The 23,555-nt window shown below is 39.4% G+C and carries 21 protein-coding genes (1 of these 21 only partly in view); 14 read left to right on the forward strand and 7 right to left on the reverse strand.

The features are described from left to right. The first annotated feature begins 4 nt into the window (after window positions 1-4). Window positions 5-739, forward strand: coding sequence for a LytR/AlgR family response regulator transcription factor (locus MHH44_RS02675; protein ID WP_340797726.1), 735 nt, complete (start codon window positions 5-7; stop codon window positions 737-739). A gap of 152 nt (window positions 740-891) precedes the next feature. On the opposite strand, the gene helD is transcribed toward MHH44_RS02675, so the two are convergent. Both helD and MHH44_RS02685 read right to left on the reverse strand, forming a co-directional pair. Next, complete coding sequence (gene helD, locus MHH44_RS02680; RefSeq protein WP_340797727.1) at window positions 892-3,114, reverse strand: RNA polymerase recycling motor HelD; 2,223 nt, start codon at window positions 3,112-3,114, stop codon at window positions 892-894. A gap of 19 nt (window positions 3,115-3,133) precedes the next feature. Next, window positions 3,134-4,156, reverse strand: a complete 1,023-nt coding sequence (locus MHH44_RS02685; RefSeq protein WP_340797728.1) for a DUF2804 domain-containing protein — start codon at window positions 4,154-4,156, stop codon at window positions 3,134-3,136. A 140-nt stretch (window positions 4,157-4,296) separates the two neighbouring features. Here MHH44_RS02685 and MHH44_RS02690 point away from each other — a divergent pair, with 140 nt between their 5' ends. From MHH44_RS02690 to MHH44_RS02725, 8 genes are all read left to right on the forward strand, one after another. Next, window positions 4,297-4,794 (forward strand): amidase domain-containing protein, encoded by a 498-nt coding sequence (locus MHH44_RS02690; protein ID WP_340797729.1) that lies wholly within the window; start codon window positions 4,297-4,299, stop codon window positions 4,792-4,794. Between the two features lie 180 nt (window positions 4,795-4,974). Then, window positions 4,975-5,538 carry a nitroreductase family protein gene (locus MHH44_RS02695; protein ID WP_014824839.1) on the forward strand — a complete coding sequence of 188 codons (564 nt, stop codon included), beginning with the start codon at window positions 4,975-4,977 and terminating at the stop codon, window positions 5,536-5,538. Window positions 5,539-5,748: 210 nt separating this feature from the next. Continuing rightward, window positions 5,749-7,722 (forward strand): methyl-accepting chemotaxis protein, encoded by a 1,974-nt coding sequence (locus tag MHH44_RS02700; protein WP_340797730.1) that lies wholly within the window; start codon window positions 5,749-5,751, stop codon window positions 7,720-7,722. A gap of 125 nt (window positions 7,723-7,847) precedes the next feature. Then, entirely contained in the window at window positions 7,848-8,375 is a 528-nt protein-coding gene (locus MHH44_RS02705) for a hypothetical protein (RefSeq protein ID WP_340797731.1), read from the forward strand. Window positions 8,376-8,475: 100 nt separating this feature from the next. Continuing rightward, window positions 8,476-9,102 carry a general stress protein gene (locus MHH44_RS02710; RefSeq protein WP_340797733.1) on the forward strand — a complete coding sequence of 209 codons (627 nt, stop codon included), beginning with the start codon at window positions 8,476-8,478 and terminating at the stop codon, window positions 9,100-9,102. Window positions 9,103-9,701: 599 nt separating this feature from the next. Then, entirely contained in the window at window positions 9,702-10,400 is a 699-nt protein-coding gene (locus MHH44_RS02715) for a CoA transferase subunit A (protein ID WP_340797734.1), read from the forward strand. Beyond that, window positions 10,400-11,032 carry a 3-oxoacid CoA-transferase subunit B gene (locus MHH44_RS02720; RefSeq protein WP_008406323.1) on the forward strand — a complete coding sequence of 211 codons (633 nt, stop codon included), beginning with the start codon at window positions 10,400-10,402 and terminating at the stop codon, window positions 11,030-11,032. The genes MHH44_RS02715 and MHH44_RS02720 overlap by 1 nt, the downstream gene beginning before the upstream one ends. A 271-nt stretch (window positions 11,033-11,303) precedes the next feature. After that, window positions 11,304-12,329: a M14 family zinc carboxypeptidase gene (locus MHH44_RS02725; protein WP_008406327.1), complete on the forward strand. Its 1,026-nt coding sequence runs from the start codon at window positions 11,304-11,306 to the stop codon at window positions 12,327-12,329. Between the two features lie 117 nt (window positions 12,330-12,446). Here MHH44_RS02725 and MHH44_RS02730 read toward each other — a convergent pair whose 3' ends face one another. Further along, window positions 12,447-12,848 (reverse strand): DoxX family protein, encoded by a 402-nt coding sequence (locus tag MHH44_RS02730; protein WP_008406329.1) that lies wholly within the window; start codon window positions 12,846-12,848, stop codon window positions 12,447-12,449. 363 nt (window positions 12,849-13,211) lie between these two features. Here MHH44_RS02730 and MHH44_RS02735 point away from each other — a divergent pair, with 363 nt between their 5' ends. From MHH44_RS02735 to MHH44_RS02750, 4 genes are all read left to right on the forward strand, one after another. Further along, a complete protein-coding gene (locus tag MHH44_RS02735; protein ID WP_340797735.1) occupies window positions 13,212-13,913 on the forward strand; it encodes a hypothetical protein in 702 nt (233 codons plus the stop codon). A gap of 117 nt (window positions 13,914-14,030) precedes the next feature. Then, entirely contained in the window at window positions 14,031-14,786 is a 756-nt protein-coding gene (gene sigI / locus MHH44_RS02740) for an RNA polymerase sigma-I factor (protein WP_340797736.1), read from the forward strand. Next, complete coding sequence (locus tag MHH44_RS02745) at window positions 14,786-15,850, forward strand: anti-sigma factor domain-containing protein (protein ID WP_340797737.1); 1,065 nt, start codon at window positions 14,786-14,788, stop codon at window positions 15,848-15,850. Before sigI ends, MHH44_RS02745 begins: the two co-directional genes overlap by 1 nt. 187 nt (window positions 15,851-16,037) lie before the next feature. After that, window positions 16,038-16,391, forward strand: a complete 354-nt coding sequence (locus MHH44_RS02750) for a VOC family protein (RefSeq protein ID WP_340797738.1) — start codon at window positions 16,038-16,040, stop codon at window positions 16,389-16,391. 176 nt (window positions 16,392-16,567) lie between these two features. On the opposite strand, the gene MHH44_RS02755 is transcribed toward MHH44_RS02750, so the two are convergent. The 3 genes from MHH44_RS02755 to MHH44_RS02765 form a co-directional block, all read right to left on the reverse strand. Continuing rightward, window positions 16,568-16,765: a YwbE family protein gene (locus tag MHH44_RS02755; RefSeq protein WP_014824828.1), complete on the reverse strand. Its 198-nt coding sequence runs from the start codon at window positions 16,763-16,765 to the stop codon at window positions 16,568-16,570. A gap of 70 nt (window positions 16,766-16,835) precedes the next feature. Next, window positions 16,836-17,753: a dipeptidase gene (locus MHH44_RS02760; RefSeq protein WP_340797739.1), complete on the reverse strand. Its 918-nt coding sequence runs from the start codon at window positions 17,751-17,753 to the stop codon at window positions 16,836-16,838. A gap of 72 nt (window positions 17,754-17,825) precedes the next feature. After that, the gene (locus MHH44_RS02765; RefSeq protein ID WP_340797740.1) at window positions 17,826-19,529 is read right to left on the reverse strand and encodes an ABC transporter ATP-binding protein; all 1,704 of its coding nucleotides are present in this window, start codon (window positions 19,527-19,529) and stop codon (window positions 17,826-17,828) included. Window positions 19,530-19,790: 261 nt separating this feature from the next. Here MHH44_RS02765 and MHH44_RS02770 point away from each other — a divergent pair, with 261 nt between their 5' ends. Further along, window positions 19,791-20,702 carry an HNH endonuclease gene (locus MHH44_RS02770; RefSeq protein ID WP_008409025.1) on the forward strand — a complete coding sequence of 304 codons (912 nt, stop codon included), beginning with the start codon at window positions 19,791-19,793 and terminating at the stop codon, window positions 20,700-20,702. A gap of 55 nt (window positions 20,703-20,757) precedes the next feature. On the opposite strand, the gene MHH44_RS02775 is transcribed toward MHH44_RS02770, so the two are convergent. Beyond that, window positions 20,758-23,555: the 3' portion of a DEAD/DEAH box helicase gene (locus MHH44_RS02775; RefSeq protein ID WP_340797741.1), read on the reverse strand. It continues 73 nt past the right edge of the window; the window shows 2,798 of its 2,871 coding nt (coding positions 74-2,871); its start codon lies beyond the right edge, outside the window — the gene reads right to left on this strand; it ends in the stop codon at window positions 20,758-20,760.

The raw sequence follows: 23,555 nt of genomic DNA on the forward strand, positions 1-23,555 counted from the left end.
TTATATGAATATTGTTATTTGTGAAGATGATCGAGTTCAATTGGAGAAAACGAAAGAAATAATCGAGAACTACGCTATGATGGAAGATAACGGAATAAAAGTAGTACTTGCTACAGCTAACCCTCATGATGTTTTATCATTTTTACAAGAAGACAAGGCGGACTGTTATTTTTTGGATATCAATTTAAAAGACGAAATTACAGGTATTACATTAGGAAGCAAAATTCGGGAAGAGGATCCTATTGCCAACTTAGTGTATATTACAACACATGCAGAAATGAGCTTTCTTACGTTTATTTATAAATTGGCTGCACTAGATTTTATTATTAAAGATAATCCGGATTCGTTAAAGGAAAAGTTATTGTCAACTTTAAAAGAGGCTCATCGACGTTATTTAAAGTTGGGTGAACAAGACAACATTCAAAAACTGCAAATCAAAACAACGGGACGTACGCATAATATCGATTTTCAAAACATTTATTTTTTTGAAGCTTCTCCAGACTCCCATAAAATTATCTTACATTTGGAAAATGAACATATTGAATTTTACGGACGGTTAAAAAATTATGAAGGGTTACATCCTGATTTTTACCGCTGTCATAAATCTTTTATAGTGAATAAAAGTAAGATAAAAAACATTGATTCAAAAGAAAGATCTATTAATTTAGATAATGGTGAACTTTGCTATGCATCAGCAAGGCTTATTAAAGGTTTGTTAAAGGAAACTACTTTTACTTGAAGGGTGAAGGGGATTGGATACAGCGCTTTCCACTGTAAGCCCGCCTCTTTAGCGTAACGGTATAAAGGCGGGCACAAAGAACAGCGGAATTAACTAAAGAGCTATATGAGAACACTCTTTAATTTGTTAGGTTAATAAACGCATACCTACGTTCACTTCATTAAAAAAGCCTCTTTCGAAGGGCCAATCAAATAAAGCTCGTGCATGGCGCGGGTTAAGGCTACATACAGCAGTTTCCGGTCAAGAGGGTTGTCATCATATGGTGTGTCAAATGACGTGAGAATGACCGCATCAAACTCTAACCCTTTTGCCAAGTGACTTGGGATGACGAGAAGTTTTTGCTGATCGATTGCTGAATTCTCATCGAGTAACTGAGCCGGAACATCGGAGTTTTGAAGCTGTCCGATTAACTGAACGGCTTCATGTGTTGTCTTACAAATAAGCGCAATGGATTGATGCTGATTGTCGCGGATTTTTACAAGCACGTCTTGAATAATAGCGGGATCAAACCCTTCCGCGACAATAAATTCAGGCTCTTTTCCATGACGGACAACAGGTTCAACTAGAGGTAAATCCTCATCCATCTGCATCAGGATTTCATTGGCAACATCCATAATTTCAATTGTTGTTCGGTAGCTTTTTTGAAGTGTTGCATACGTTGCGCGCGGGAAAAGAGAAAGTACAGGCTGCCACTCTGTCAGGGACCGGTAGCTATGGATTCCTTGAGCGAGATCGCCAACCATTGTAAACATATCCGTCTCAAGCCCCGCTTTTAAGGCAGCAAGCTGAAAATAGCTGTAATCCTGTACTTCATCGATAAACACGACGCGCATTTTCCACTTATCATCAATACCTTTGATCTTTGCCTGCAAAAAGTAAAGGGCAGCCAAATCTTCCAGCACCCACCGTTCTTTCTGGTGAGCCTTTATAAAATGAGCAACATCTTCCAAGGGCCATTCCGGAGCCACTTCACCCAATAATTCACGGTTCGTCAAAAGCTCTCGGTACAACTGCTTCACTTTCACTTTTTGGAACTTCTTCATATAAACTGTTGCAACGGATTTTGCTTCCTGCTTAATTTTTGGAACACGGGCATCCCTTTCATCAATCAGTTTTGTCACTGTACGACGGCGTTTCTCTGCGTCACGCATCCCATTTAGCGCACGACCGATTGCATCTTCATAGCGCGTATTCAATGTAGCGAGCACTGCTGCAGTTTTCCGCTTTACCTCTGTTTGAATCACCTTTTTAATACGTTCAAGCCGCTTTTCCACAGGCATATAATGGAATTCAACCAAAAACAGCTTTCGTAAATGCTCGCCTTTCATAATCCGGTATTTTTCAATGAATACATCATCAAACAAGGAAGCAAGCTGCTGTTCATGGTGCTCTATATAGCGGTTCATCATGAGCTCGTAAAATGCACTGCCTTTTGTTTTCGAAATCATGGCATACTCTTGCTGTACGGAAGGGTTTGCGATGAGCTGCTCGAGTTGTTCATTCGGATTTTGAAGTTTTAATTTTAGGTTCAGTGCATCAAGCACATATTGCGCATATGTTGTCTGGCAAATTTTATCGACGCCAAGCTCCGGTAATACATCGGCAATATAATCGATAAATAACCGGTTCGGTGCGAGAATCATTAACTGTTCTGGATTGAAATGCTCGCCCATCGTATAAAGGAAATACGAAATCCGGTGGAGGGCAATTGTTGTTTTACCTGAACCTGCCGCACCTTGTACAAGAATCGGCTGGCGTAAATGTGCGCGAATAATTTCATTTTGTTCTTTTTGGATAGTGGAGACGATTTCCGTTAACCGGACATCGGCTTTTCCTTCGAGCGCTTCCTGGAGGAGCTCATCATTTGTTGTTAAATCGACATCACGGTAATTGATCAGCTCGCCATTTTCAATTTTATATTGGCGCTTGGCAAACAAATGACCGGAATGTGTTTCATCCCGGACATCGTATGTAATATCGCCAAGCCGGCCATCGTAGTAGACGTTTGCGACAGGGGAGCGCCAATCAACAATGATTGGTTCATGTGTTTCGCTGTGGAAAAGCGAGGTTTTTCCGATATAAAGAAATTCCTCATCTTCGTTTTCACGCTGAAAATGGATTCGTGCAAAATACGGTTTTTGACGAATCGCTTCCAACCCTTCTTTTTGATTACGGGCAAGCTCGAAAAAACGGGTATTCATTAAAATGTTCAGGAAGCTGTCACTGGAATCCAAATATTCCACATTGGCCATCGCAGTACGAATATTTTCCTGTGCCGTCTCAATATCTCTTTTTGAGCTATTTAATATCCGGTCCATATAATGGATCGTTTCGTGCAGGCGCTGTTGTTCCTGTTTAAAATCTTGAGCTGTCATTAAATTTCCCCCTCACGCGTTACCACTTTGCAACATGTTCTTCAATGCAGCCAAGCATTTGCTGGATATGCAGTGTTTTGCCATCATCAAGCTGAATAAATCCATCATAATAACCGACCATTTGGTGGACAGAGGAAACGATGAGTTTAGCATTCGTTTCTGCTACACGTTCAAAAAATGGTGTGAAAGTTAAGTTGACGCGTCCGCTGAATTTCGTTTTGATCGTCCACGGATGCATGAAATTGGTGCGATCATAGTGAAACAGAACATCTTCATGAATTTTCGTCATATGCCCGTCGATAAAAATGGCATTTTCGGTCATGCCTGTTCCATCCGTCCATTTACCGCCAAAGTTCAAACCAATCCGCTGACCACGAACTCTTTGTGATGCCATGCCCCAATTCCATGTTGCTTCACGAGGCCAAACACCGCGGCCATAATCGAGTACAGCAAAGCTTTCTTCCGGTGTAAACGTAAAGGTGCGGTTCCCGATTTTTACAGAACCCGAAGTTGGTAACGTGTGATGTTTCGCCGTAAATTGGAATGTACGGCGATTCCATGGAATGACCACATTGAGGGAGTCATCGCCTTTCGGATGTGCAATTGTGAGCTCTGCATGCAAAGGGTCACCATCAAAATCAGGCGCGGTCACTGTTAAATGGGTCTCGCGATTGAAGTATGTAAGTTGGATGGACATTTCCGTATTTTTATATTGAATTGTTTCCAGCACTTGCGTCGGCATTTTTACTTTTGCCCCAAGTGGAATTAAGATTGTTTTTTCAAAGTAACGTTGTGTCTCGTATTCGAGGAAATAAACAAAGCATACAGCCGCATAATCCATATGACTGATTGTCGCGGAAAATAAAATTTCCTCACCATATACACACCAGTAATTCCATTTTTTCTTGCGCATAAAATGCCCTGACAAATTACTGTCGATAATAGGTCTACGTGCAAAACCGATTGCTTCCGGATTTAAATTACCTTTTTTATCGCAAAGGGCTATAGGAAGAAAAATTTCCCTTTCTGCATGTTGTGTCATCATAATTCCCCCTAACCGTTTCATAATTTCAATAAAATAATTGTATCAAAGATTTACAAAAACAGGGGATTTTTGCTCTACATTCACAACACTTTCATAATTAGAAAGTACTCGACATACGCTGTGAAAAAAGGAGAAGATTGTTGCCTACTTATAATCGGATGGCTGCTGTGGCTTATGCAAATAGATGGTGGGACAGCTTTAATCCTGAATATCCGGTATTTCGGGATGACTGTACGAACTTTATCTCCCAATGTTTACGTGCTGGAGGGGCTCCAATGCGGGGGGCACCGAATCGTGGGCAAGGCTGGTGGATGATCGGACAACCGGAGCGCTGGAGTTATAGCTGGTCTGTTGCACACTCCCTTCGCTGGTATTTGGAAACGTCGACGCAAGGCTTACGCGCGACAAGGGTAAGCTCTGCAAGTGAACTGCAGCTTGGGGATCTAATTTTTTACGATTTTACCGGGGATGGTCGGATAGATCATAGTACAATTGTGACGCGAATTGAGCAGGGGGTCCCGTATGTAAATGCCCATACATCCAACAGCAGCGACCGCATCTATACGTATGAAGACTCCACCGCCTATACTCCGAACATGCAGTACTACTATTACCATATTGAAGATGAGTTTTGAAGGGCTATAGGGAGGGGAAAGGAATAAGCGGAATTTCCCCGCCTGTTTAATACGTGGCTTAACCGAATTGTGGAAACCTGCCTTATAATGAACCTTTTTAATAGAATTCCCTCAATGTAATATGTTAAATAGAGATCATTCATGCTAATGTAAGAGTAGTAATTGAAGGAGGATTTGGCGATGACTTTATCAGTAAGAGACGCAGTATTACAACGCCGTTCGATTAAACTGTTTAACGGACAGCAAGTTGACAAAAAGGCAGTAATGGAAATTTTGGATGATGCAAAATGGGCACCGAATCACGGCAACCGTCAGCCATGGCGCATTGTAGTAGGTGCAGAGGAGCAGCTGCCAAAAGTACATGAACTGCTTCGAGACCTTGCAGTTCCTAAATGGCAGGAGCTTTCAGAAGATGCGCTTGCTATTCAAATGAAGAAATTCACATTGGCAGGGGCTTATGCATTTGTGCTTGTGACAGAAGATGTTCGTCAAAAAGAACGGTTGGAAGACTACGCGGCAGCCGCTTGCTATTTACAAAATGTGCAACTGCTGGCGTGGGAAAAAGGGATCGGCACGTGCTGGAAAACTCCGGGCTTTTTAGACAATCCGAAATTCCGTGAAGCATTAAATGCACAGCCACATGAGCGTGTCATTTCGATGTTCCAGTTCGGTTATTACGATAATGTTCCAAATGTAAGAACACGAAAAGACCTTTCTGAATTCGTAACGGAGTTTGGCCAATAATGGATTGAATGCATGAGGAAGCGGTGACTTCCTGATGCATTTTTTTATGGAACCTACTCAAATACTTAAATATTATATTTATGCAACATTATTTACTTATACTTAATTGGGAATCGAGATAGTTACATTATAAAATTGAATGTTGTATATAAAAATAATAGATGAGAAATTCATTCGGGGATACGGAGAGATTTCACCAAAGGAGATACTATGCAATTTAAAAGTTTAAAGACCCGGCTAATGATAATCTTGTTGTTAGTTGGAATTATTCCTGTGTTTACGACGGTTACGTACAATTATTTTGCAACATCAAACAGCTTCGAAGACATTCAATTTGATAAGCAAAATGAAATAGAACAAGGTGTTTCACAATATTTTGAGAACACCGCAGCCGACTTGCAATATTTAGCAGAGCTGTATGCCAAAGATCCGGAAATTCAGCAATTGCTCATGAATACTGATCGTGCTGCTGTTCAATCTGCTGGTGAAGCACTGTTTAATAAATTAAATGCGCAACATAAACTGGCCGTCATGGAAATTGGCGATGAAAAAGGCAAGGTATATTTAAGAGGTCATAACCCTACAAAATTCGGTGATGACAAGTCAGATATTCCCGCAATTCAAGGCGCACTAGAAGGAAATGCTTACAGCGGATTTGAGTATGGTTCAAGCGGATTGGCTGTACGAGCATTTGCCCCGATAGAGGTGAATGAGCAAATCGTCGGGACATTGCAAATAGGCCTTGGCAATGAGTTTATTGCAGAAGTTCAAAATTTATTCCCGGGTATGTCACTTCAACTTCTTAATGGAGAGGGTGAAATTGTTGAATCATCCGAACAAGCAAATATTGGCACAAAGCTAAACGGTCAGGCAGTTTCGGATGTTCTTGCCGGAAAATCAAGTCAGTATAAAAATGATGGCGACCATATAATCGAAAGCTTTTTACCAATGGAAGACCCGGCTGCAGTCTCGGTAATTGGCGGCATTCATCTCATACAAAATATAGAAGAAACGCAATCCGCAATGGCCAGCATGATCAACATTAGTGTCGCAATTTTAATCATCACAATCATTCTTGCTGTCCTTGTTGCATTTTTCTTTAGTCGCTCAATAACAAAGCCGATCATGCATACATCACAACTGATGCATGTACTAAGTAGAGGCGATTTGACGCAGCGTTTGGACGAACATAATCGTCACGATGAAATAGGCCGGTTAATGACGGATATGAAAGTGATGCAGGAACAGTTGCATGGGACAATTTCGGAAGTTTCTTTTGCATCAAGTAGTGTCAAAGCGCAAAGTACAATGCTTGCTCAATCGACAAATGAAGTATCTACTGGTGCACTGGCGATTGCCGAAACGATGGAAGCCCTGTCGCGAAGGATTGAGACTCAAACAAATGAAATCACCGAAGTATATGACGCGGTAACAGATTTTTCTCAAACATTGAAGGAAACAACCGAGCAAGGAACAAAACTTGAAACGCTATCGCATAACGTTCTTTCCCTTTCATCGGAAGGTACAAAAATGATGGAAACTTCAAATGGCCAGATGGAACAAATTCATGACATGATGCAGACAGCCATTGAAAAAATGGGGGATTTAGGACAACGGGTTGGGCAGATTTCATCATTTGTGAAAATTATTGAAGATGTCGCAAACCAGACGAATCTGCTTGCATTAAATGCGTCAATCGAGGCAGCTCGTGCCGGCGAACATGGTAAAGGGTTTGCCGTTGTAGCCGAAGAAGTGCGCAAACTTGCCGAGCAAGTAGCCAAATCGGTAACGGAAATTACAACGATTGTCGGTACAGTTCAGTATGGGACGAAAGAATTGAGCAATTCATTACAGCAAGGCTTTACGACAGTTGAAGCAGGTTCATCGCAGCTTGCAGGTACTGCCGAAACGTTCAGGGAAATCGAACACTCTGTACTTCAAATGGATCAGTTTATGAAGCAAGTGCTTGTTCAGCTACAAGCGATGAACAAGGAAGGGCAGAATATCAATGATTCCATGCAGGAAATTTCAGCGATTACAGAAGAAACTACAGCTAGCGTAGAAGAAACAACGGCTACAATTGTTCAAACAAGTGCCACTATGGGAAATGTTGCGTCAACGACAGAGCAACTCGCTGAACTGGCCGAGAAGTTGGACGCTATTGTGAAAGAATATAAAGTATAAAGTGTAAAAAGCAAAAGGAGTTGCCACATCGTGCTGGCAGCTCCTTTAATTATTCTCTTCCGAATAATTTGGAAGGTTTGATGGTAACGTAGTATACAATTCTTCTAAGAAAGGGTGAGATATAAATGAAAAAAGTATTATTTCTGCTCGGGCTTCTATTATTGGCAGGGTGTTCGGAGGAAATAGTCGCGTATGAAGGGGTGCCGTTAAAAATTGCCGTTTTAGGGGAGTTCAACGACAGTTACAATACAAATATAGATATTGTAGAAATTACATTTGAAACACTTGAAGAAGCGGTTACGAATCCGGCTTTGGAATATGATGCACTTTTTATTACGCCTACTGTTTTTGAACAAGCTTCCCAGGATGAATATATTAAGATATATAAGGATGCACTGATTCCAATCATCTATTATGGTGCAGCGAAAGGGCATTTTGCTTTTACGAAAGAAAACATAACTTACGATACACTGCACTTTCAAAATCTGATAAATGGTTCACATTCAACGCTTTATTTACATAATGAAATACTAGTGGGAGAGGAATTGTCAGAAATCAAATGTGATGTCGACGTATTCAATTTTTACTTAAACGGAGACCGTTATGATATTATGCTGAAAGAAATTTATGAAAAAATTGAAACGCTAACTTGAATTGATTGGGGCAAAAATCCTTTATGCATTTTTTGGAAAAGGTTTTGTATGAGGGAGATGGGGAAAAGGTACTTACGAATAATTTAATGGAGGGATGCAAATGTTTTTTGATGAGCCGAAACAGAAGATTGATGTTGCCTATACGAAACAGGAATTGCTAGAAAAACTCCAGGAATTACGTAGACCGGACAATGAATTGGAAGGTACACATATTTACGTTTTAACAAAAGATGTGGACGAATTTCACTCCATCGCACGCGATCAGCAAGTGTCACTTATTACAACAAATGGTGTCCGCAGTATAGTGAAAACAGCATTGACGAAGGAATCGCCAATTGAAGAGAAAATTCGCCGCCTCGGTTTACCGGAAAACAAGCGGCTTGAATACGAAAAAATAATTGAAGAAGGCGGGAAACTGCTCATAACAGGTACCGACCCATTTGATGAAGAAGATTGGACAGGCCATACACTCGATGACTGGATTACAAACCGTTCTAATCCATCGAACCTCATTAACAAAGAGGTAATGGATGAACGTCCTGTACCATTTGAGCCTGAGAAAAAATATGAAGCATTACCGAATACAAGTGTTGCAGGAGATTTTGGCCGCAGCGGTGATGTGGATGATCCGAATATTATTCCGTTACAAGACGATCAGCGCATTGTTCGCGACCCGAATACAAAAGAAATTGGAATTTATCAGGCACCGCATGAAAAACAAAATTAAAATGGAGAGTCAGACTGTTCGTTAGGGCGGTTTGGCTTTTTTGTGTGGGGGCGGGAGCAGGAGCAGGAATTTATTAGAACAATTGAAGGGGTTATTAGAAAGTTGGGGGAGAGTATTAGAAAATGAGTCAGCGTAGACTGTATTTTTAATTGGGAAAGGTGCTCAGGAAGGCCGGGACTGATTTTATTAGAACAATGGGCCGGAATATTAGAAGAAGTGGGAGTGTTATTAGAAAGTCCGGGGAGGTTATTAGAAGATTGGTTGTATTCGTGGCAGTGTAGACTGTATTTATGTTCGGAAAAGGTGCTAGGGGGAGTCGGGAGCTGATTTTATTAGAACAATGTTGCGGGTTATTAGAACAACGGTGGGGGATATTCGAAAATGCAGCGAGGATATTAGAATAAAGCGCGGACTTATTAGAACATCTCGGGAATATATTTGAAAATCGTCAGTTTATTAGAACAAATAAAAATATATTAGAACATTTCGAAGTTTATTAGAACATGCACGCCAGACACTCCCAATAGAAAAACAGATTTTTAGAGGGAATCCAGTCTTTTTGTAGAATATTTTGTATGGATGTGAAAGGGGATAAGGACATGGACAAAGTAGTAGCTTCTGTACAACAGGCGATTCAGGCAATAGACGATGGAGCTGTATTATTAGTGGGGGGCTTCGGGTTATGCGGTATTCCGGAAAATCTAATTCAGGCGGTAAAAGATAAAGGAACAAAAAATCTGACGGTTGTCAGCAATAACTGCGGTGTCGATGATTTCGGGCTCGGCATTCTGTTACAAGACAAGCAGATTACGAAAATCATTGCTTCTTATGTAGGGGAAAATAAAACATTTGAACAACAATTTTTAAATGGTGAGCTTGAAGTGGAATTAACTCCACAAGGCACATTGGCGGAACGCATTCGTGCTGGTGGTGCAGGCATACCAGGATTTTATACGGCAACAGGTGTTGGTACGCCAATCGCAGAGGGGAAAGAGACGAAGGAATTCGACGGCAAAACATACTTGTTAGAACGCGCGATTACAGGGGATTTTGCGCTTGTGAAAGCATGGAAAGCCGATCGCTCCGGAAATCTTGTGTTCCGTAAAGCATCACGCAACTTTAACCCGCTTTGTGCGACAGCAGGTAAAGTGACAATTGTCGAAGTGGAGCAGCTTGTCGAAACAGGCGAACTGGATCCGGATGAAATCCATCTGCCGGGAATTTATGTGCAACATATTGTCCATAGCGAGTCATTTGAAAAGCGCATTGAACGCCGTACTGTAAGGGAGGAAGCATAATGGATGCACGCATGAAAATTATCCGACGCGCGGTGAAGGAAATACAGGACGGAACATATGTGAATTTAGGTATTGGGATGCCAACTTTGATCGCAAATGAAATCCCGGAGCATTATAATGTGATGCTACAGTCGGAAAATGGACTGCTTGGAATTGGACCATACCCGACAGAAGCGGAAGTCGATGCCGACCTGATCAATGCCGGGAAGGAAACGGTCACAGCAAAAGTGGGCGCGACATTTTTTGATAGCGCGGAAAGCTTTGCGATGATTCGTGGCGGACATATTGATTTGGCTATTCTCGGCGGAATGGAAGTGTCGGAAGCAGGAGACTTGGCTAACTGGATGATTCCAGGAAAGGTAGTAAAAGGGATGGGCGGAGCGATGGACTTAGTTGTCGGCGCGAAAAAGGTCATCGTCATTATGGAACATACGAACAAATACGGTGAGTCGAAAGTAAAACGTGAATGCTCATTGCCATTGACAGGAAAAAGCGTTGTTCACCAGTTAATTACTGATCTGGCGGTATTTAATTTTCAAGATGGCAAGATGCAGCTAGTGGAGCTTCAGGATGGTGTGACATTAGAGGATGTGGAAGAAAAAACAGAGGCTATGTTTGAAGTGAAACTGTAAAATCATGCGCAAAAAGCAGATCAGCTTTTTGCGCATTTTTAATTTCCATACAACAGTTTAGTGACTTTTACTCTATAAAAACTTGAAAAGAACAGCGAAATAGTAAGTAAAATAATATACACCATTATTGGTAAATTAAAACAAATGTTCTATGTTTGATGCAATTAAATTGATAGATTCCCTCTATATACGATTATCGAATTGGTGGATATTCTTATAGTATGAATTATTATTTTAATAATTTTGAAAATTAAAGTAATGGAGGGGTCTTATGAAAAAGAAAGCGTTAGCACTATCCTTAACCAGTATTTTGGCACTGGGAGCTGTTACACCAGCTTCATTAACTGCCTATGCTGTAGGTGAAGGACCGAACTATGGTGGAAATGAATCGATTCAAACGTCAATCCTATATACGTACGATGAAATGGTTAATTATCTTAAAAAGCAAGATGCGAAACAAGATGCTATGCAACTTGAGGTGATTGGTCAAACGGTAAAAAAACGAGATATTTACATGGCGAAATATATTAAAAATCCAAATAACCCGACAATCCTATTTTTGACACAACAGCATGGTAATGAACAATTAACGACAGAAGGTGCACTAGAATTTATCAAGCATCTTGGAACAGGTAAAACAAAAGGCGTACTGGATAATGTCAATATACTTATTGTGCCAATGTTAAATGCAGATGGTGCGATGGGAGATGTCGATTTTTCACTTGATGATTACATCGCTGATGGTGGACGAAATTTAACACGCTACAATGCAGTAGGGGCAGACTTAAATCGTGATCATGTTGATAAAGTGCACCCGGAAACTCAGGCTCTTCATAAAAATGTTTTACAAAAGTATAAAATTGATTACATGATTGACCTGCATCACCAAGGCACTCAAGCGAGACGAGACGGGAAATTAGTATCAGGTTCTATGCTTTATCCTACAAATGACAAAGTAAAACCGGAAGTACTAGAGAAGTCGAAAAAATTGGGGGCCGTTGTATTTAATGCCGTTGATTCTACTGGATGGGGACATTTAGCTAAATATAATGGCGGTAATGGTGAGAATATCGGCCGTAATGGTGCCGCAGTTCAATATGATATTGCTACACTGCTATTTGAAATGCGCGGAATGTCCGATCACTTTAATGAATCGGCAGTTATCGGTCAAAAAAGTAATGGTTACTTAATCAAACAAACGATTACAACACTTGATGCTGCGGTTCAAGCAATAGCAGATCGTTCAATTGAAAATGCAGATATCAGTTTCTGGGACACATTGGATACTCAAAGATAACGGGAAAATGAGTCCAAAAGCCGTAACCGCTTTTACGGTACTTGTATCCTTATGAACTTAAAAAGGAGCAAGAGAGTCTTGTTATGGACATCTTTTGCTCCTTTTCTCTATTCACTGTTAATCTGCGTTGTTCATTAATTTAGCATCTAGTGATAATGGAGAACGATCTGCGAACATGAAATAAATGCCTAGAGCTACGTAAACAACCTCTAATTCATATCCAGCGTAAGTACCGTCACCAAATAATCCAAGTGATAATTTAGCTGTGAAGATTGCACCAATCATAATCACTGCAAATACTGCGCCGATTACACGAGTACCAAGTCCAATAATTAATAATAAACCACCGACTAATTCAACAATTGCCACTACAAATGCAAGACCACTCATTAAACCAAGTGATTCGAAGTAACCTGCTGTATTCTCGATGCCTCCTTGAAACTTAACAAATCCATGGTAAAAGAACATAAAACCAAACACCACTCGTACAAATAATGATACCCATTGTTGTCTTGTCATAAAAAAATCCCCCTGATAACTTTTTGTAAATTACTTATTAAAAGTAAGTGTAAAGGTGTAAAATAAAGTGATCTACAATAATGTAGGTCACACCTAATTGATTACTTTTCGTAACTTAGTGTAATAAAGTAATCTAATTGTTTCAATGATATCAGCGTAACTAAAAGAAAAATAGGTATTTTCGACCGAAGATAGCGGTTAAGGACGAAATTCTGAGATATTGTTTAGATTTGTAAGGGGGGCAATGATATGTGTAAAGGGTTAGTTATAAAAATTTATTTACCGACCCCCTAAAAAAGTAAATGCTATCCGAATAACTGGTATGTCCACAATTGGGGCAAAAAAATATTGAGGTGATTGACAATGCAAAAATGGAAACAAACAAGTGTAGCATTACTTATTGCAGGGTTAGCGGTAACTGGGACAAGCTATGCGTTAGCTGATGAAAAAGAGAATGAAGCTATTGAAATGACTCAACAAGAAAATGAATTGACTTCGGATTTAGTGAAAGAGCCAATTGAAACTGTTCAATTGCCAGTTGTTGAAAAGGTTGAAACAGACAAAGCAACAGAAGAAAAGGCAACAGATGAAAAAGTAACTGAAGATAAAGCGACAGAAGATAAGGAAGTAGAAGAAAATGTGCTTCCAGAAGCTCCGGAAGGGTATACAGCTGGAAATCTGGATGCGCTTGGAAAAGCCTATGAAAAGGTTCAAAATCCAACTGCTAAAGCAGCAATTAAACGGAATATGGAACGTTCCATTGAAAAATGGGAGAATAAACAGTCAGAAACTAATGAACAGCCAAAAGTGGAAGCTCCTGAACAACCGGAAACAATAGTTCCTGAGCAAACAGAGGTAAAACAAGAAACAGTGAAGCAAGAAGTGCCGTCAAAACAAGAACAGCCTGCTAAAGTGAAACAGGAGAAAGCTGAAAAAACTGAAAAGGCTCCTGCTCCTCAAGCACAATTAAATGCACAACAAAGAGAACAAAGACAAGAGCTGAGAGCAATTCAAAAAGCAGAGCGTGAAGCTTTAAAAGAAGAAAGTAAAGCGAATAAAGAATAATAAAAGAATTGGGAAAATGAAAAGAAAAGCAGATTTTTAATATAAAATTACTTTTCAATTTAAGTTATACCCATTAAAATCAGGGCAATCGATACTAATGGGAACGGAGGGAAATCTATGTTTTTGTCATTCATGCAAGAAGTATTCAATAAAAAATCATATGCATCATTGAATGAGCTTGTATTGAAGGCAAAGAATGGGGATGAGAGGGTCATGAATGACCTTCTCATTGAATTTACTCCGTTTATGAAAAAAACGGCTTCTTTCGTATGCAAACGATCCATTGATGAGCATGATGACGAATTCAGTATTGCGATGAGTGGATTTCATGAAGCAGTATTAGAATTCAATCCGACAGAGGATTCATCGTTAACGACATTTTCACATTTGATCATAAAGCGGAGGCTTATCGATTATTTTCGAAAAGAAGCAACGAGAAACGATGTCATTCATTTATTGAAAGATGAAGATAAAACAACTGGCTTAGATGTCCAACAGTATGTATTCGATCGATCGTCAATCGTCTCCTATTCAAAAGAACAACAGGCGGAAGAACGTCGTGAAGAAATCATAGAATATACCAAACTTTTAAAGAATTATGGTCTATCATTTCAAGAGCTGGCCATGTCATCTCCAAAACATATAGACTCAAGGAAGACGGCTATTCATATTGCGCAAATCATCGCAGAAACACCTGAATTCTATCATTACCTTATTGCAAATAAAAAATTGCCGGTAAAAGAACTTGAATCGACTGTGGAGGTTTCAAGAAAGACGATCGAACGACAGCGGAAATATATAATCGCAGTTGTATTACTGCTTAATAGTCACTTTGTGTACATAAAGGAATATATAAAAGGGGAACTTATATGATGCGGACATACAGGGGTGTTGTTTTCGAAATAGAAAAAAAATATACTGTATTTCTAACGGAAAAAGGCGAATTTTTACGTGGAATTCCAATTGGTGGACCGCCGAATATTGGAGATGAAGTCGATTTTCATCTAATAAATACGCCTTCTCTTTTTAGCGGAAGAGTGAAGCCGCGATTATTTGGAACAGTTATGATAGCGGCAGTCCTTCTTCTTTCTATCGTAGCATCTTTAATTCCTATGGGTGATGAAGTGATGGCCTACGTTCAATTGGAATCAGACACGGCAGTGGAACTTGGTATTAATGAATCAGGAGAGGTCATTGTTTTACGATATTTGAATGGTACATCTGTTGAGACTAAAAAGAGCCCTGATCATTGGATAGGTGACTCAATCAGTAAAGTGCTGGACACAGCTCTGAAGAAATTAACGGCAAAAGGTATCAGTGAGCAAGTAAATATTACAATTATCTATGAAAATAGCAAAAACCAACAGAAGGTACAAAAAATCGTTGGAAATGCAGTTCGTGATGTACAAAGCGCAAATAAAGATTTGACTATGAAAATTGGCGAAAGCACAGCGGAAGAAAGAGCGATGGCCAATATGCAGGAAATGTCGGTTTATAAATTCAAGGAAAGCCAACAATTTAATCCGGCGAAGGAAATAAAGCCGTCTTCGGAAATTGATGAGGATATGAAAAACAATCCAGCAAATAAGCAAAGAGAAATGGAGACTCCTATCAATAAGGAACCAATCCCTTCAGTGCCGGCTAATGAGAAGGTTAACGGGAATGAAAATGCGAAGGAATCAAGCGGAAATAAAGTTCAGAAATCGAACGGAACTGTTGAAAAGCCAATTAGGGAGCAAAAGGAAAAGCCCAAGGAGACTCCTGTAGAGAAGGGGAAATCAAGTAACCCTGAACTAGGAAATGGAAATTCCGATAAAGGTAACCAAAGCCCTGCATCACAGCAACCTAAAGAAAATAAGAATGAACAGAAGCAATCGGGAAACGATAATTCAGCAAATGCTGCTTCAAAAAACAAAGACCAACCTAATTCACCTTAAGTGTGCTTTAGTTTTATAAATAGATTGGCAATATAGAAATACTGAAATGGCTCTTATCCTTGAACAGGATAGGGGCTCATTTTTCATTTTATGGGCATTTAGTGTAATAAGGAGACTAAAAATAAAAGGAGTTTTATTTAGAATGCCGAATAATTAATGAGCCCAAAATTGAAAAGGCAGGTGTTCTATGAATAATCCTATCTTAAAACAAATTGGAACAGTCTTTATCCCGGTAAGCAATATTGAAAACGCACGCGATTGGTATTGTGATATTTTAGGGGTGACAGCAGATGGAGAAATTCAGTTTGGTCATCTTTATGTTCTACCAATGGAAGGTACAGGAATTGTGTTAGATAGCAAAATTTATTCAGTAGACAAGGTATTTAAAACTCCAGCGTTCCACTTAAATACGAAAAACATCGAACAGGCATTTCACTTTATGAGGAACAAAGGCGTTGAATTAATTACAGAAATTGAACATAACCACTATTTTAATTTCAAAGACCCGGATGGGAATATCTTAATGGTTTCCCAATGCTAATGGGGGATAACTGGTGAAAAAACTCCACTACCTACGAATGTAAGTAGTGGAGTAATTTTCAATTTAACAATTTAATCCTCATTTGCAATAACATAATCCTCAGTGAGTTCCAAATAATCCTCAACTTACACTTCATAATCCTCACCTATGTCACTAGGGCGAGGAAAGCTCAAAACTTACTTCGGATAGGTCTGACACACACGTCCAATTTGTCCATCAGCCAACCGCACTTTAATGCCGTGGGGATGGGAGCTGCTGTTTGTCAGTAAATCCTTTACGATACCGCGTGTTGTTTTGCCTGTACGCTGGTCTTTTTTTAGTACGATATCAACTTCCAAGCCAGGATAGACATCGCTTCGATTTTTGCCGTTCATAGTAAAACGTCCTCTCATTCATAAGTTTCTTTAGTATAGCATGAAATGATAGAGGACCCGATACTACACACTACTTCGGCAAATGCTTCAAAAAATTCGCAGCTGCAAACCCGCGTACTTCCTGTTCACTATAATGCTTTAACAGCTCATTAATGAGATTTTGATGCATCCCGGCATGTTCGAGATGGGGGATTTTCACATCAATACCGTCAAAATCTGAGCCAAGGCCAATCAAATGCTTCCCGCCGAGTGAGCAAATATAGTCAATATGACGAATCAAGTCCGTCATTCTCGCTCTGTTTGTGCCGTTTATAAATTCAGGATAATACACAACATGAATCGGCGCGTTTTTTTCAATCATTGCTCTTATTTGTGCATCGTTCAAATTGCGCTCATGATTGCAAATAGCCATTGCGTTTGAATGAGAAGCAATTACATAATCGGCATGCTCGATGACATCCCAAAAGCTTCGTTCATGTAGATGAGTAACATCGGTGAACAGCCTGTGCTCATTATTCAGCTTGATGATTTCTTTGCCAAACGGTGTAACGCCAATCTGTGATGTACTATGTAAGCCGTCAGCTGCTTCATTGGAGTAATTCCATGTAAGCCCGATCGACAACACGCCAAGCTCACGGAACTGATGCCAAAAATCAATGTCGCCACCGAAAAAGTCAACGCCTTCAATTGTTAAAAAAGCGCCAGTTTGTCCTGGACGGAGCTTATCAAAATCCGTCCATTTCTTAATATGCACAACTTGTTCACTTAGTACTTCCTGCTGAAAATGCGCAATCTGTTTAAAAGCAGCAGCCCGTTTTTCCTCCAAAGTTAAAGTAGGGTAAACATAAACCGCAAACGCCTGTGCCATTACATTTCCTGCGCGAAGTTTATCGGCATTTACATCAAGCAGGCCATCGTCAAACCGGTGACCATCCTGCTGCATGCGCCATAATGCATCACAATGTAAATCAATTACTGGAATATTCATCAAAAAACCCCCTCCATTATGGTGAAAAAAGGTGAATGACCGCAATCATCCACCTCATCTTAATACTAATCTTTATGCATGATGGAGCCCTGCAAAAATTCCGCCTTTTGCGACAAGCTCTTCATATGTCCCTTGCTCTTCAATGCCATTTGGTGTAACAACGAAAATATAGTCCGCATCGCGAATGGTCGCTAAACGGTGCGCAATGATCAATGTCGTCCGGTTTTTCGCCAAATCATTCAACGACTGCTGGATAATCCGCTCAGTCGCCGTATCTAAGGCAGATGTTGCCTCATCCAAAATTAAAATCGGCGGGTTTTTCAGGAACATGCGTGCAATCGCAAGACGCTGTTTTTGTCCGCCAGATAATTTCAGACCACGTTCACCAATTTCGGTTTCAAAGCCATCCGGTAAATTCTCGATAAATTCTAGCAAGTTCGCCTGCTCTGCCGCTGCTTTAATGTCCTCGAAGCTTGCGCCTAATTTACCATATTCGATATTTTCACGAATAGTACCTGTAAATAAAAATACATCCTGCTGTACTGTACCGATTTGCTTGCGGAGCGAATGCTGTGTTAAATCTCGGATCTCATATCCGTCAATCGTAATCGCACCATCCGTAATATCGTAAAAGCGTGGGATCAGTGCACTGATCGTCGTTTTCCCTGAACCGGACGGACCGACAAAGGCAACCGTTTTTCCTGCTTCCACCTTAAACGATAGATTGTTCAGAACTTGCTTGCTGTCCGCATATTTGAAGTCCACGTTTTTAAACTCGATATCGCCGTTTAATTGGTCAACATCAATTGCATTTGGGCGGTCGACAATCGTCGGCTCCTGGTCAAGCAGATCGCAGAAGCGTTTAAAGCCAGCCATTCCTTTTGGATACATTTCAAGTAATGCACTGATCTTATCGATTGGCTTGATCAGGACATTTGTGAATAAAATAAAGCTCGCGAACTCCCCGTATGAAAGATCACCATTGTTTGAAAGCCATGCCCCTACAACAAGCACGAGTAATGTCAGTAAACGAGTTAAAATATAAATGCTTGAATGTGTGCCTGCCATTACTTTGTACGCGTAAATTTTCGCTTTACGGAAAAGAGCATTTTGGTTTTTGAAGCGGTTCGTTTCGAATTCTTCATTTGTAAATGATTTCACGACGCGAATACCGGAGAAGCTGTCTTCCACACGGCCATTGACGTTCGCGATTTCACTATACATAACGGCCCAGCCTTTTTTCATCCTTCTGTTGCTCCAATACATGACCGCAATTAAAAACGGAACGAAAATCAGAATAATTGTCGCAAGGGTCGCGTTAATATTGAACATAATTGTAAACGCTCCGATAAATGTCATCATTGCGATGAACAAATCTTCCGGACCATGATGTGCAAACTCCCCGATATCGAATAAGTCATTCGTTATACGACTCATTAAATGACCTGTTTTCATATTATCGAAAAACGTATACGGCTGGCGCTGTACATGATTGAACAGCTGCTGGCGCATATCCGTTTCGATATTGACCCCGAGTTTATGCCCCAAATAGTTCACGACATAGTTCATGCCTGTACTTAAAATATACGTCAGTAAAAGAAGCGCACTGATTTTTGTAATCATGCCCCAATCGTTCGTCGGGAGCAAATCATCGATAAACCATTGCACAGCCATCGGGAAAAGCAATTCCAAAACGGCCACAAATACCGCACACGAGAAGTCGATAATGAACAATCGCTTATGCGGCTTATAATACGTAAAAAATCTTGCTAGCATTGTAGTTCCTTTCTGTTAAACAACTCAAAACTGAGTGCAACCGGTTGTATTAGTTAGTGAAAATGATTCTTACTCGGATTATAACATTTTTTAGGAGTTTTTCGAGGGGCGAAATAGTAGGGAATGGAAAAAAACGAAATTATATCTCAAGTAATGCGGGTAGAGAATATATAAACGTTGAATTTATTTTTAAACATGTTAGTTATGGTAAGAAAAAAGAAATGGTACACTTAAAAAAAGCAAAGAAGTGAAGGTGTATGTATGAATTTTTATATAGTAATGCAAGGGCGTACATACGATGAGGCGAAGGAAAAGCAGGTCGTATGGTGCTCAATTTTAGATAGTAGTGGACAAACACCCCATTCTTGGGAGCGGATGAGGGAAGTAAAGAAGGGCGATGCGATTTTTCACTGTGTTAAAGGGGAAATCGTCGCGATTAGTACCGCTCAGGAAGATTGCGGGGAAGGTGTGAATCCTCTTGATCATTCGGGAGTAGTTGGGTACCAATTCCCGGCAGTATACGAGGAATTAGATTTTCCGGTTTCAATAAAAGAACATTTTGATGAAATTCAGCCACTACTTCCAGTAAAATATTCACCGTTCCAACATAATGGTGATGGCAACCAAGGATTTTTATATCCTTGTAATGAAATGCTCGCGATCAAGCTGCTGGAGCTTATGAGTGATGCCAATATTTATGAGGAAAATGAAGAGCAGCTGGAATTTGCCATTGGTCTCATTGCCCAAAAGGAACGCAATACGCTAGCGCCTGTTTTAATCGAAACAGAAGCAGAAGCAAAGGTAAAAATCCGTAAAGGGCAACAAAAATTTAGAAAGCAACTGATGCCATTATGGGACAATCAATGTGCATTATGTGGCATCTCGTTACCTGGATTATTACGTGCAAGCCATTCAAAACCATGGAAAGATGCAACGAATGACGAGCGACTTGATCCATACAACGGTATTCTACTTTGCCATAATCATGATGCGTTATACGACCAAGGCTATATCGCGTTTGATGGAACCGGGAAAATCCACATTTCCTCTGAAATTGACCAGATGGATTACGTGAAATACGGGATTCATGAGAAAATGCGCGTTGCGAGAGTAGAAGAGAATAAGAAATATTTTAAGTGGCATAAGCGGGAGATATTTAGGGGTAATGAATAGTTAATAAAAAAGCAAGGTGTTTGCCAAAAGTTAAATGGTAGCACCTTGCTTTATTTTATTCCTCTACTAAATAGTGATAGATATCGTATTGGATCGGTTGTTCGAGTACCATTTCCATTGTAACGACGGGGTAATATTTTCCTTTATCCAAAATTTTTTCGGGCTTTGCAGAGCCTGGATTTACAGCACACCGACCAAGGTAATAGAAATCTTTACCTTCACCATTGTCTTTTTTTACAAACAGGTACACGTTTGTCCCATTTTCAACAGAGTGGATAAGAATTTGCATTTCCTTGGATTTATCGATATATCGATTTTTTGTTGAGCACCATTTAAATGTATCTTCTGATAAAAATTCATCCATATAATTTGTTTCAAGATTATTTTCATCATTTTTATGATAATTTACGAAAATAGGGAAATCGCCATTTTTCGGTCGACCACCATTTAATGTACCTTCCTCGTTCTTTTCCCAGTCTAGTAAGCGGCATACTTCACGGCGTGAGTATTTTTCATATAGTTTAAATGGCTCGTAATTATTAAATTGTTTGTTTTTAATAAAGGCACATTCAAGTAAATCAACAAAGTATTGTTTGAAATTTATGTCTCGTAGTGAAAGTTGCAATTCCTCATTAAACATATAGCATGAATTCGATTTAATAATTAACGGTTTATTTCCGAATTTTTTATTGTCAGTCTCTACGAAAAAGTTTAAAGAAAACACATTTTCAATGCTTTCAATTGTCCCATTATGAATATAAGCATTATGAGCTTGCAATGCTGAAAGATAGCTTTTTTCTGTAATAGATTTTTCTTCTAAAAGAAGCTGTAATAATAAAATTTCATGAATTCTTTTCCCTGATAAAAAGTCCTTTCCTATTAATGAGAGGACAGACTTTTCATAATCGGTAATTGAGGAGATATTTTCTTTCATTTTCAATAAAAATTCATAATAGGTAGGAGTGTAGCTAATAATGACTTCGGGATCTAATGAATTTTGTTCAATAAAATCCTTAAGCATCGGAATACGTCCAATCCGATTTTTAAGCTCAGAATAGCTATCCTTTAACATTTTTAATGTGGATAAATTAGCGTTATTTATCGCATCAAAAATTTGTTTCTTCGCGATTTCCTCAAAATTAATTGTTGAAACCCCTTGAATATAATCCGTGTTTACTGTGTTGCGACGAACATTATCTTTGTTCATCGACTTATCACCAGATAGGGCAATCGGAATTAAATAGTTATTTTTGTAGTTGCCGATAAAATCAATGATCGTTACATATTCTTTTACATCATGCTTCCGTAATCCACGACCAAGCTGCTGAATGAAGATGATGCTAGATTGTGTCTGGCGGAGCATGACGATTTGATTTAAGAATGGGATATCGATACCTTCATTAAAAATATCTACCGTTAAAATATACTCTAGCTCACCATTTTCTAATTTAGCAATCGCTATTTCACGTTCTTCTTGAGAGTGGTCACCAGTCAATGCGGTCGTTTTATAACCGCGCATATTCAGTAAATTGGAAAGGATACGTGCTTCTTCCTTCGTACTGCAAAACATTAATCCACGAACTCGATCCCCAGAAAACCCGTAATACGAAATTTTTTCGATAATATGGTCAATTCGCTCCTGTTGAATGAGCTTTTGTAAATCTGCTGTTTCATCGATGAGCTCACCATCAAGCTCATAGTCGGTCACACCAAAATAGTGGAAGGGGCAGAGCATTTCTTCTTCTAATGCTGCTTGAAGACGTATTTCATACGCCACATTATAGTCAAATAGTTCATAGATATTGAAATTATCTGTACGTTCCGGTGTAGCCGTCATCCCTAATAGAAATTGGGGTTTAAAGTAATTCATAATTTTTAAATACGATTCCGCACCTGCTCGGTGAACTTCATCAATTAAAATGTAGTCAAAATGATCTTTAGCAAACTGTTGTAAATAAGGGTCACGTGAAATAGTCTGGACCGTTGCAAATAAATAACGTGCATTTAGATCCTTTGAATTTCCTGATAAAATCCCATAATCTTGAGGGTCACCTAATAAAATATTGCGGAAATCATGCATCGCTTTCTTCAAAATTTGTTCGCGGTGCACGACGAAGAGCATGCGTTTTGGTGCAGCATTTCGAACGTCAAACGCAGATAAATAGGTTTTACCTGTGCCGGTTGCTGAAATAATGAGACCACGGTTTGCACCACTTTGACGAAGGAGCTTTAACTGCTCAAGCGCGGCTGTTTGCATTTTATTAGGCTGTATTTTTAAACTTTCTTTTAATGGATTCGTTATATATAAAGGAGGAGAGGCTACTTTATTATTAAATTCTGGCTTCTCATAATTAATTTGATATTGTGCAATCCATTCGTCATTTAATGGCATCGCACTGTTCCATTGCTGTTCAAACTGATTTTTAAAATGGTTAATAACTTCACCATTTTCAAGAGAAGTTAAATAAACATTCCATTCAAAATTTGCCTTCAATGCACTATCTGTTAAGTTAGAGCTTCCAACGATTAAAGAATAATGTTGGTCGTGCTCGAAAATATAGCCTTTTGAGTGAAAGCCTTTTACATCAGTAACCCGAACTTCTACATTAGTTAATTTGAGTAGCTCTTTAAACATTTTTGGTTGGTTAAAGCTTAAAAATGTAGAGGTCAAAATGCGTCCACGAATGCCTTTTCTCTCAAGGTCATATAGCATTGTTTTGATTGTAGCCAATCCGCCTTCAGTAATAAATGCCACAGAAAAGGTGAATGTTTTACATGTTTTCATTTCTTGTAAAAGTGATGAAAGGACATTTTCATGTGCTTTATTGGATAATAATTTCGGTTTAAATTGTG

The organism is Solibacillus sp. FSL K6-1126 (assembly GCF_038003445.1).
In the GTDB taxonomy this organism is placed as follows: domain Bacteria; phylum Bacillota; class Bacilli; order Bacillales_A; family Planococcaceae; genus Solibacillus; species Solibacillus silvestris.

Excerpts from the sequence above, each read along its gene's own strand:
- MHH44_RS02675 (WP_340797726.1), top strand. The coding sequence starts at position 5 with ATGAATATTGTTATTTGTGAAGATGATCGAGTTCAATTGGAGAAAACG.
- helD (WP_340797727.1), bottom strand. The coding sequence starts at position 3,114 with ATGACAGCTCAAGATTTTAAACAGGAACAACAGCGCCTGCACGAAACG.
- MHH44_RS02685 (WP_340797728.1), bottom strand. The coding sequence starts at position 4,156 with ATGACACAACATGCAGAAAGGGAAATTTTTCTTCCTATAGCCCTTTGC.
- MHH44_RS02695 (WP_014824839.1), top strand. The coding sequence starts at position 4,975 with ATGACTTTATCAGTAAGAGACGCAGTATTACAACGCCGTTCGATTAAA.
- MHH44_RS02700 (WP_340797730.1), top strand. The coding sequence starts at position 5,749 with ATGCAATTTAAAAGTTTAAAGACCCGGCTAATGATAATCTTGTTGTTA.
- MHH44_RS02705 (WP_340797731.1), top strand. The coding sequence starts at position 7,848 with ATGAAAAAAGTATTATTTCTGCTCGGGCTTCTATTATTGGCAGGGTGT.
- MHH44_RS02710 (WP_340797733.1), top strand. The coding sequence starts at position 8,476 with ATGTTTTTTGATGAGCCGAAACAGAAGATTGATGTTGCCTATACGAAA.
- MHH44_RS02715 (WP_340797734.1), top strand. The coding sequence starts at position 9,702 with ATGGACAAAGTAGTAGCTTCTGTACAACAGGCGATTCAGGCAATAGAC.
- MHH44_RS02720 (WP_008406323.1), top strand. The coding sequence starts at position 10,400 with ATGGATGCACGCATGAAAATTATCCGACGCGCGGTGAAGGAAATACAG.
- MHH44_RS02725 (WP_008406327.1), top strand. The coding sequence starts at position 11,304 with ATGAAAAAGAAAGCGTTAGCACTATCCTTAACCAGTATTTTGGCACTG.
- MHH44_RS02730 (WP_008406329.1), bottom strand. The coding sequence starts at position 12,848 with ATGACAAGACAACAATGGGTATCATTATTTGTACGAGTGGTGTTTGGT.
- MHH44_RS02735 (WP_340797735.1), top strand. The coding sequence starts at position 13,212 with ATGCAAAAATGGAAACAAACAAGTGTAGCATTACTTATTGCAGGGTTA.
- sigI (WP_340797736.1), top strand. The coding sequence starts at position 14,031 with ATGTTTTTGTCATTCATGCAAGAAGTATTCAATAAAAAATCATATGCA.
- MHH44_RS02745 (WP_340797737.1), top strand. The coding sequence starts at position 14,786 with ATGCGGACATACAGGGGTGTTGTTTTCGAAATAGAAAAAAAATATACT.
- MHH44_RS02750 (WP_340797738.1), top strand. The coding sequence starts at position 16,038 with ATGAATAATCCTATCTTAAAACAAATTGGAACAGTCTTTATCCCGGTA.
- MHH44_RS02755 (WP_014824828.1), bottom strand. The coding sequence starts at position 16,765 with ATGAACGGCAAAAATCGAAGCGATGTCTATCCTGGCTTGGAAGTTGAT.
- MHH44_RS02760 (WP_340797739.1), bottom strand. The coding sequence starts at position 17,753 with ATGAATATTCCAGTAATTGATTTACATTGTGATGCATTATGGCGCATG.
- MHH44_RS02765 (WP_340797740.1), bottom strand. The coding sequence starts at position 19,529 with ATGCTAGCAAGATTTTTTACGTATTATAAGCCGCATAAGCGATTGTTC.
- MHH44_RS02770 (WP_008409025.1), top strand. The coding sequence starts at position 19,791 with ATGAATTTTTATATAGTAATGCAAGGGCGTACATACGATGAGGCGAAG.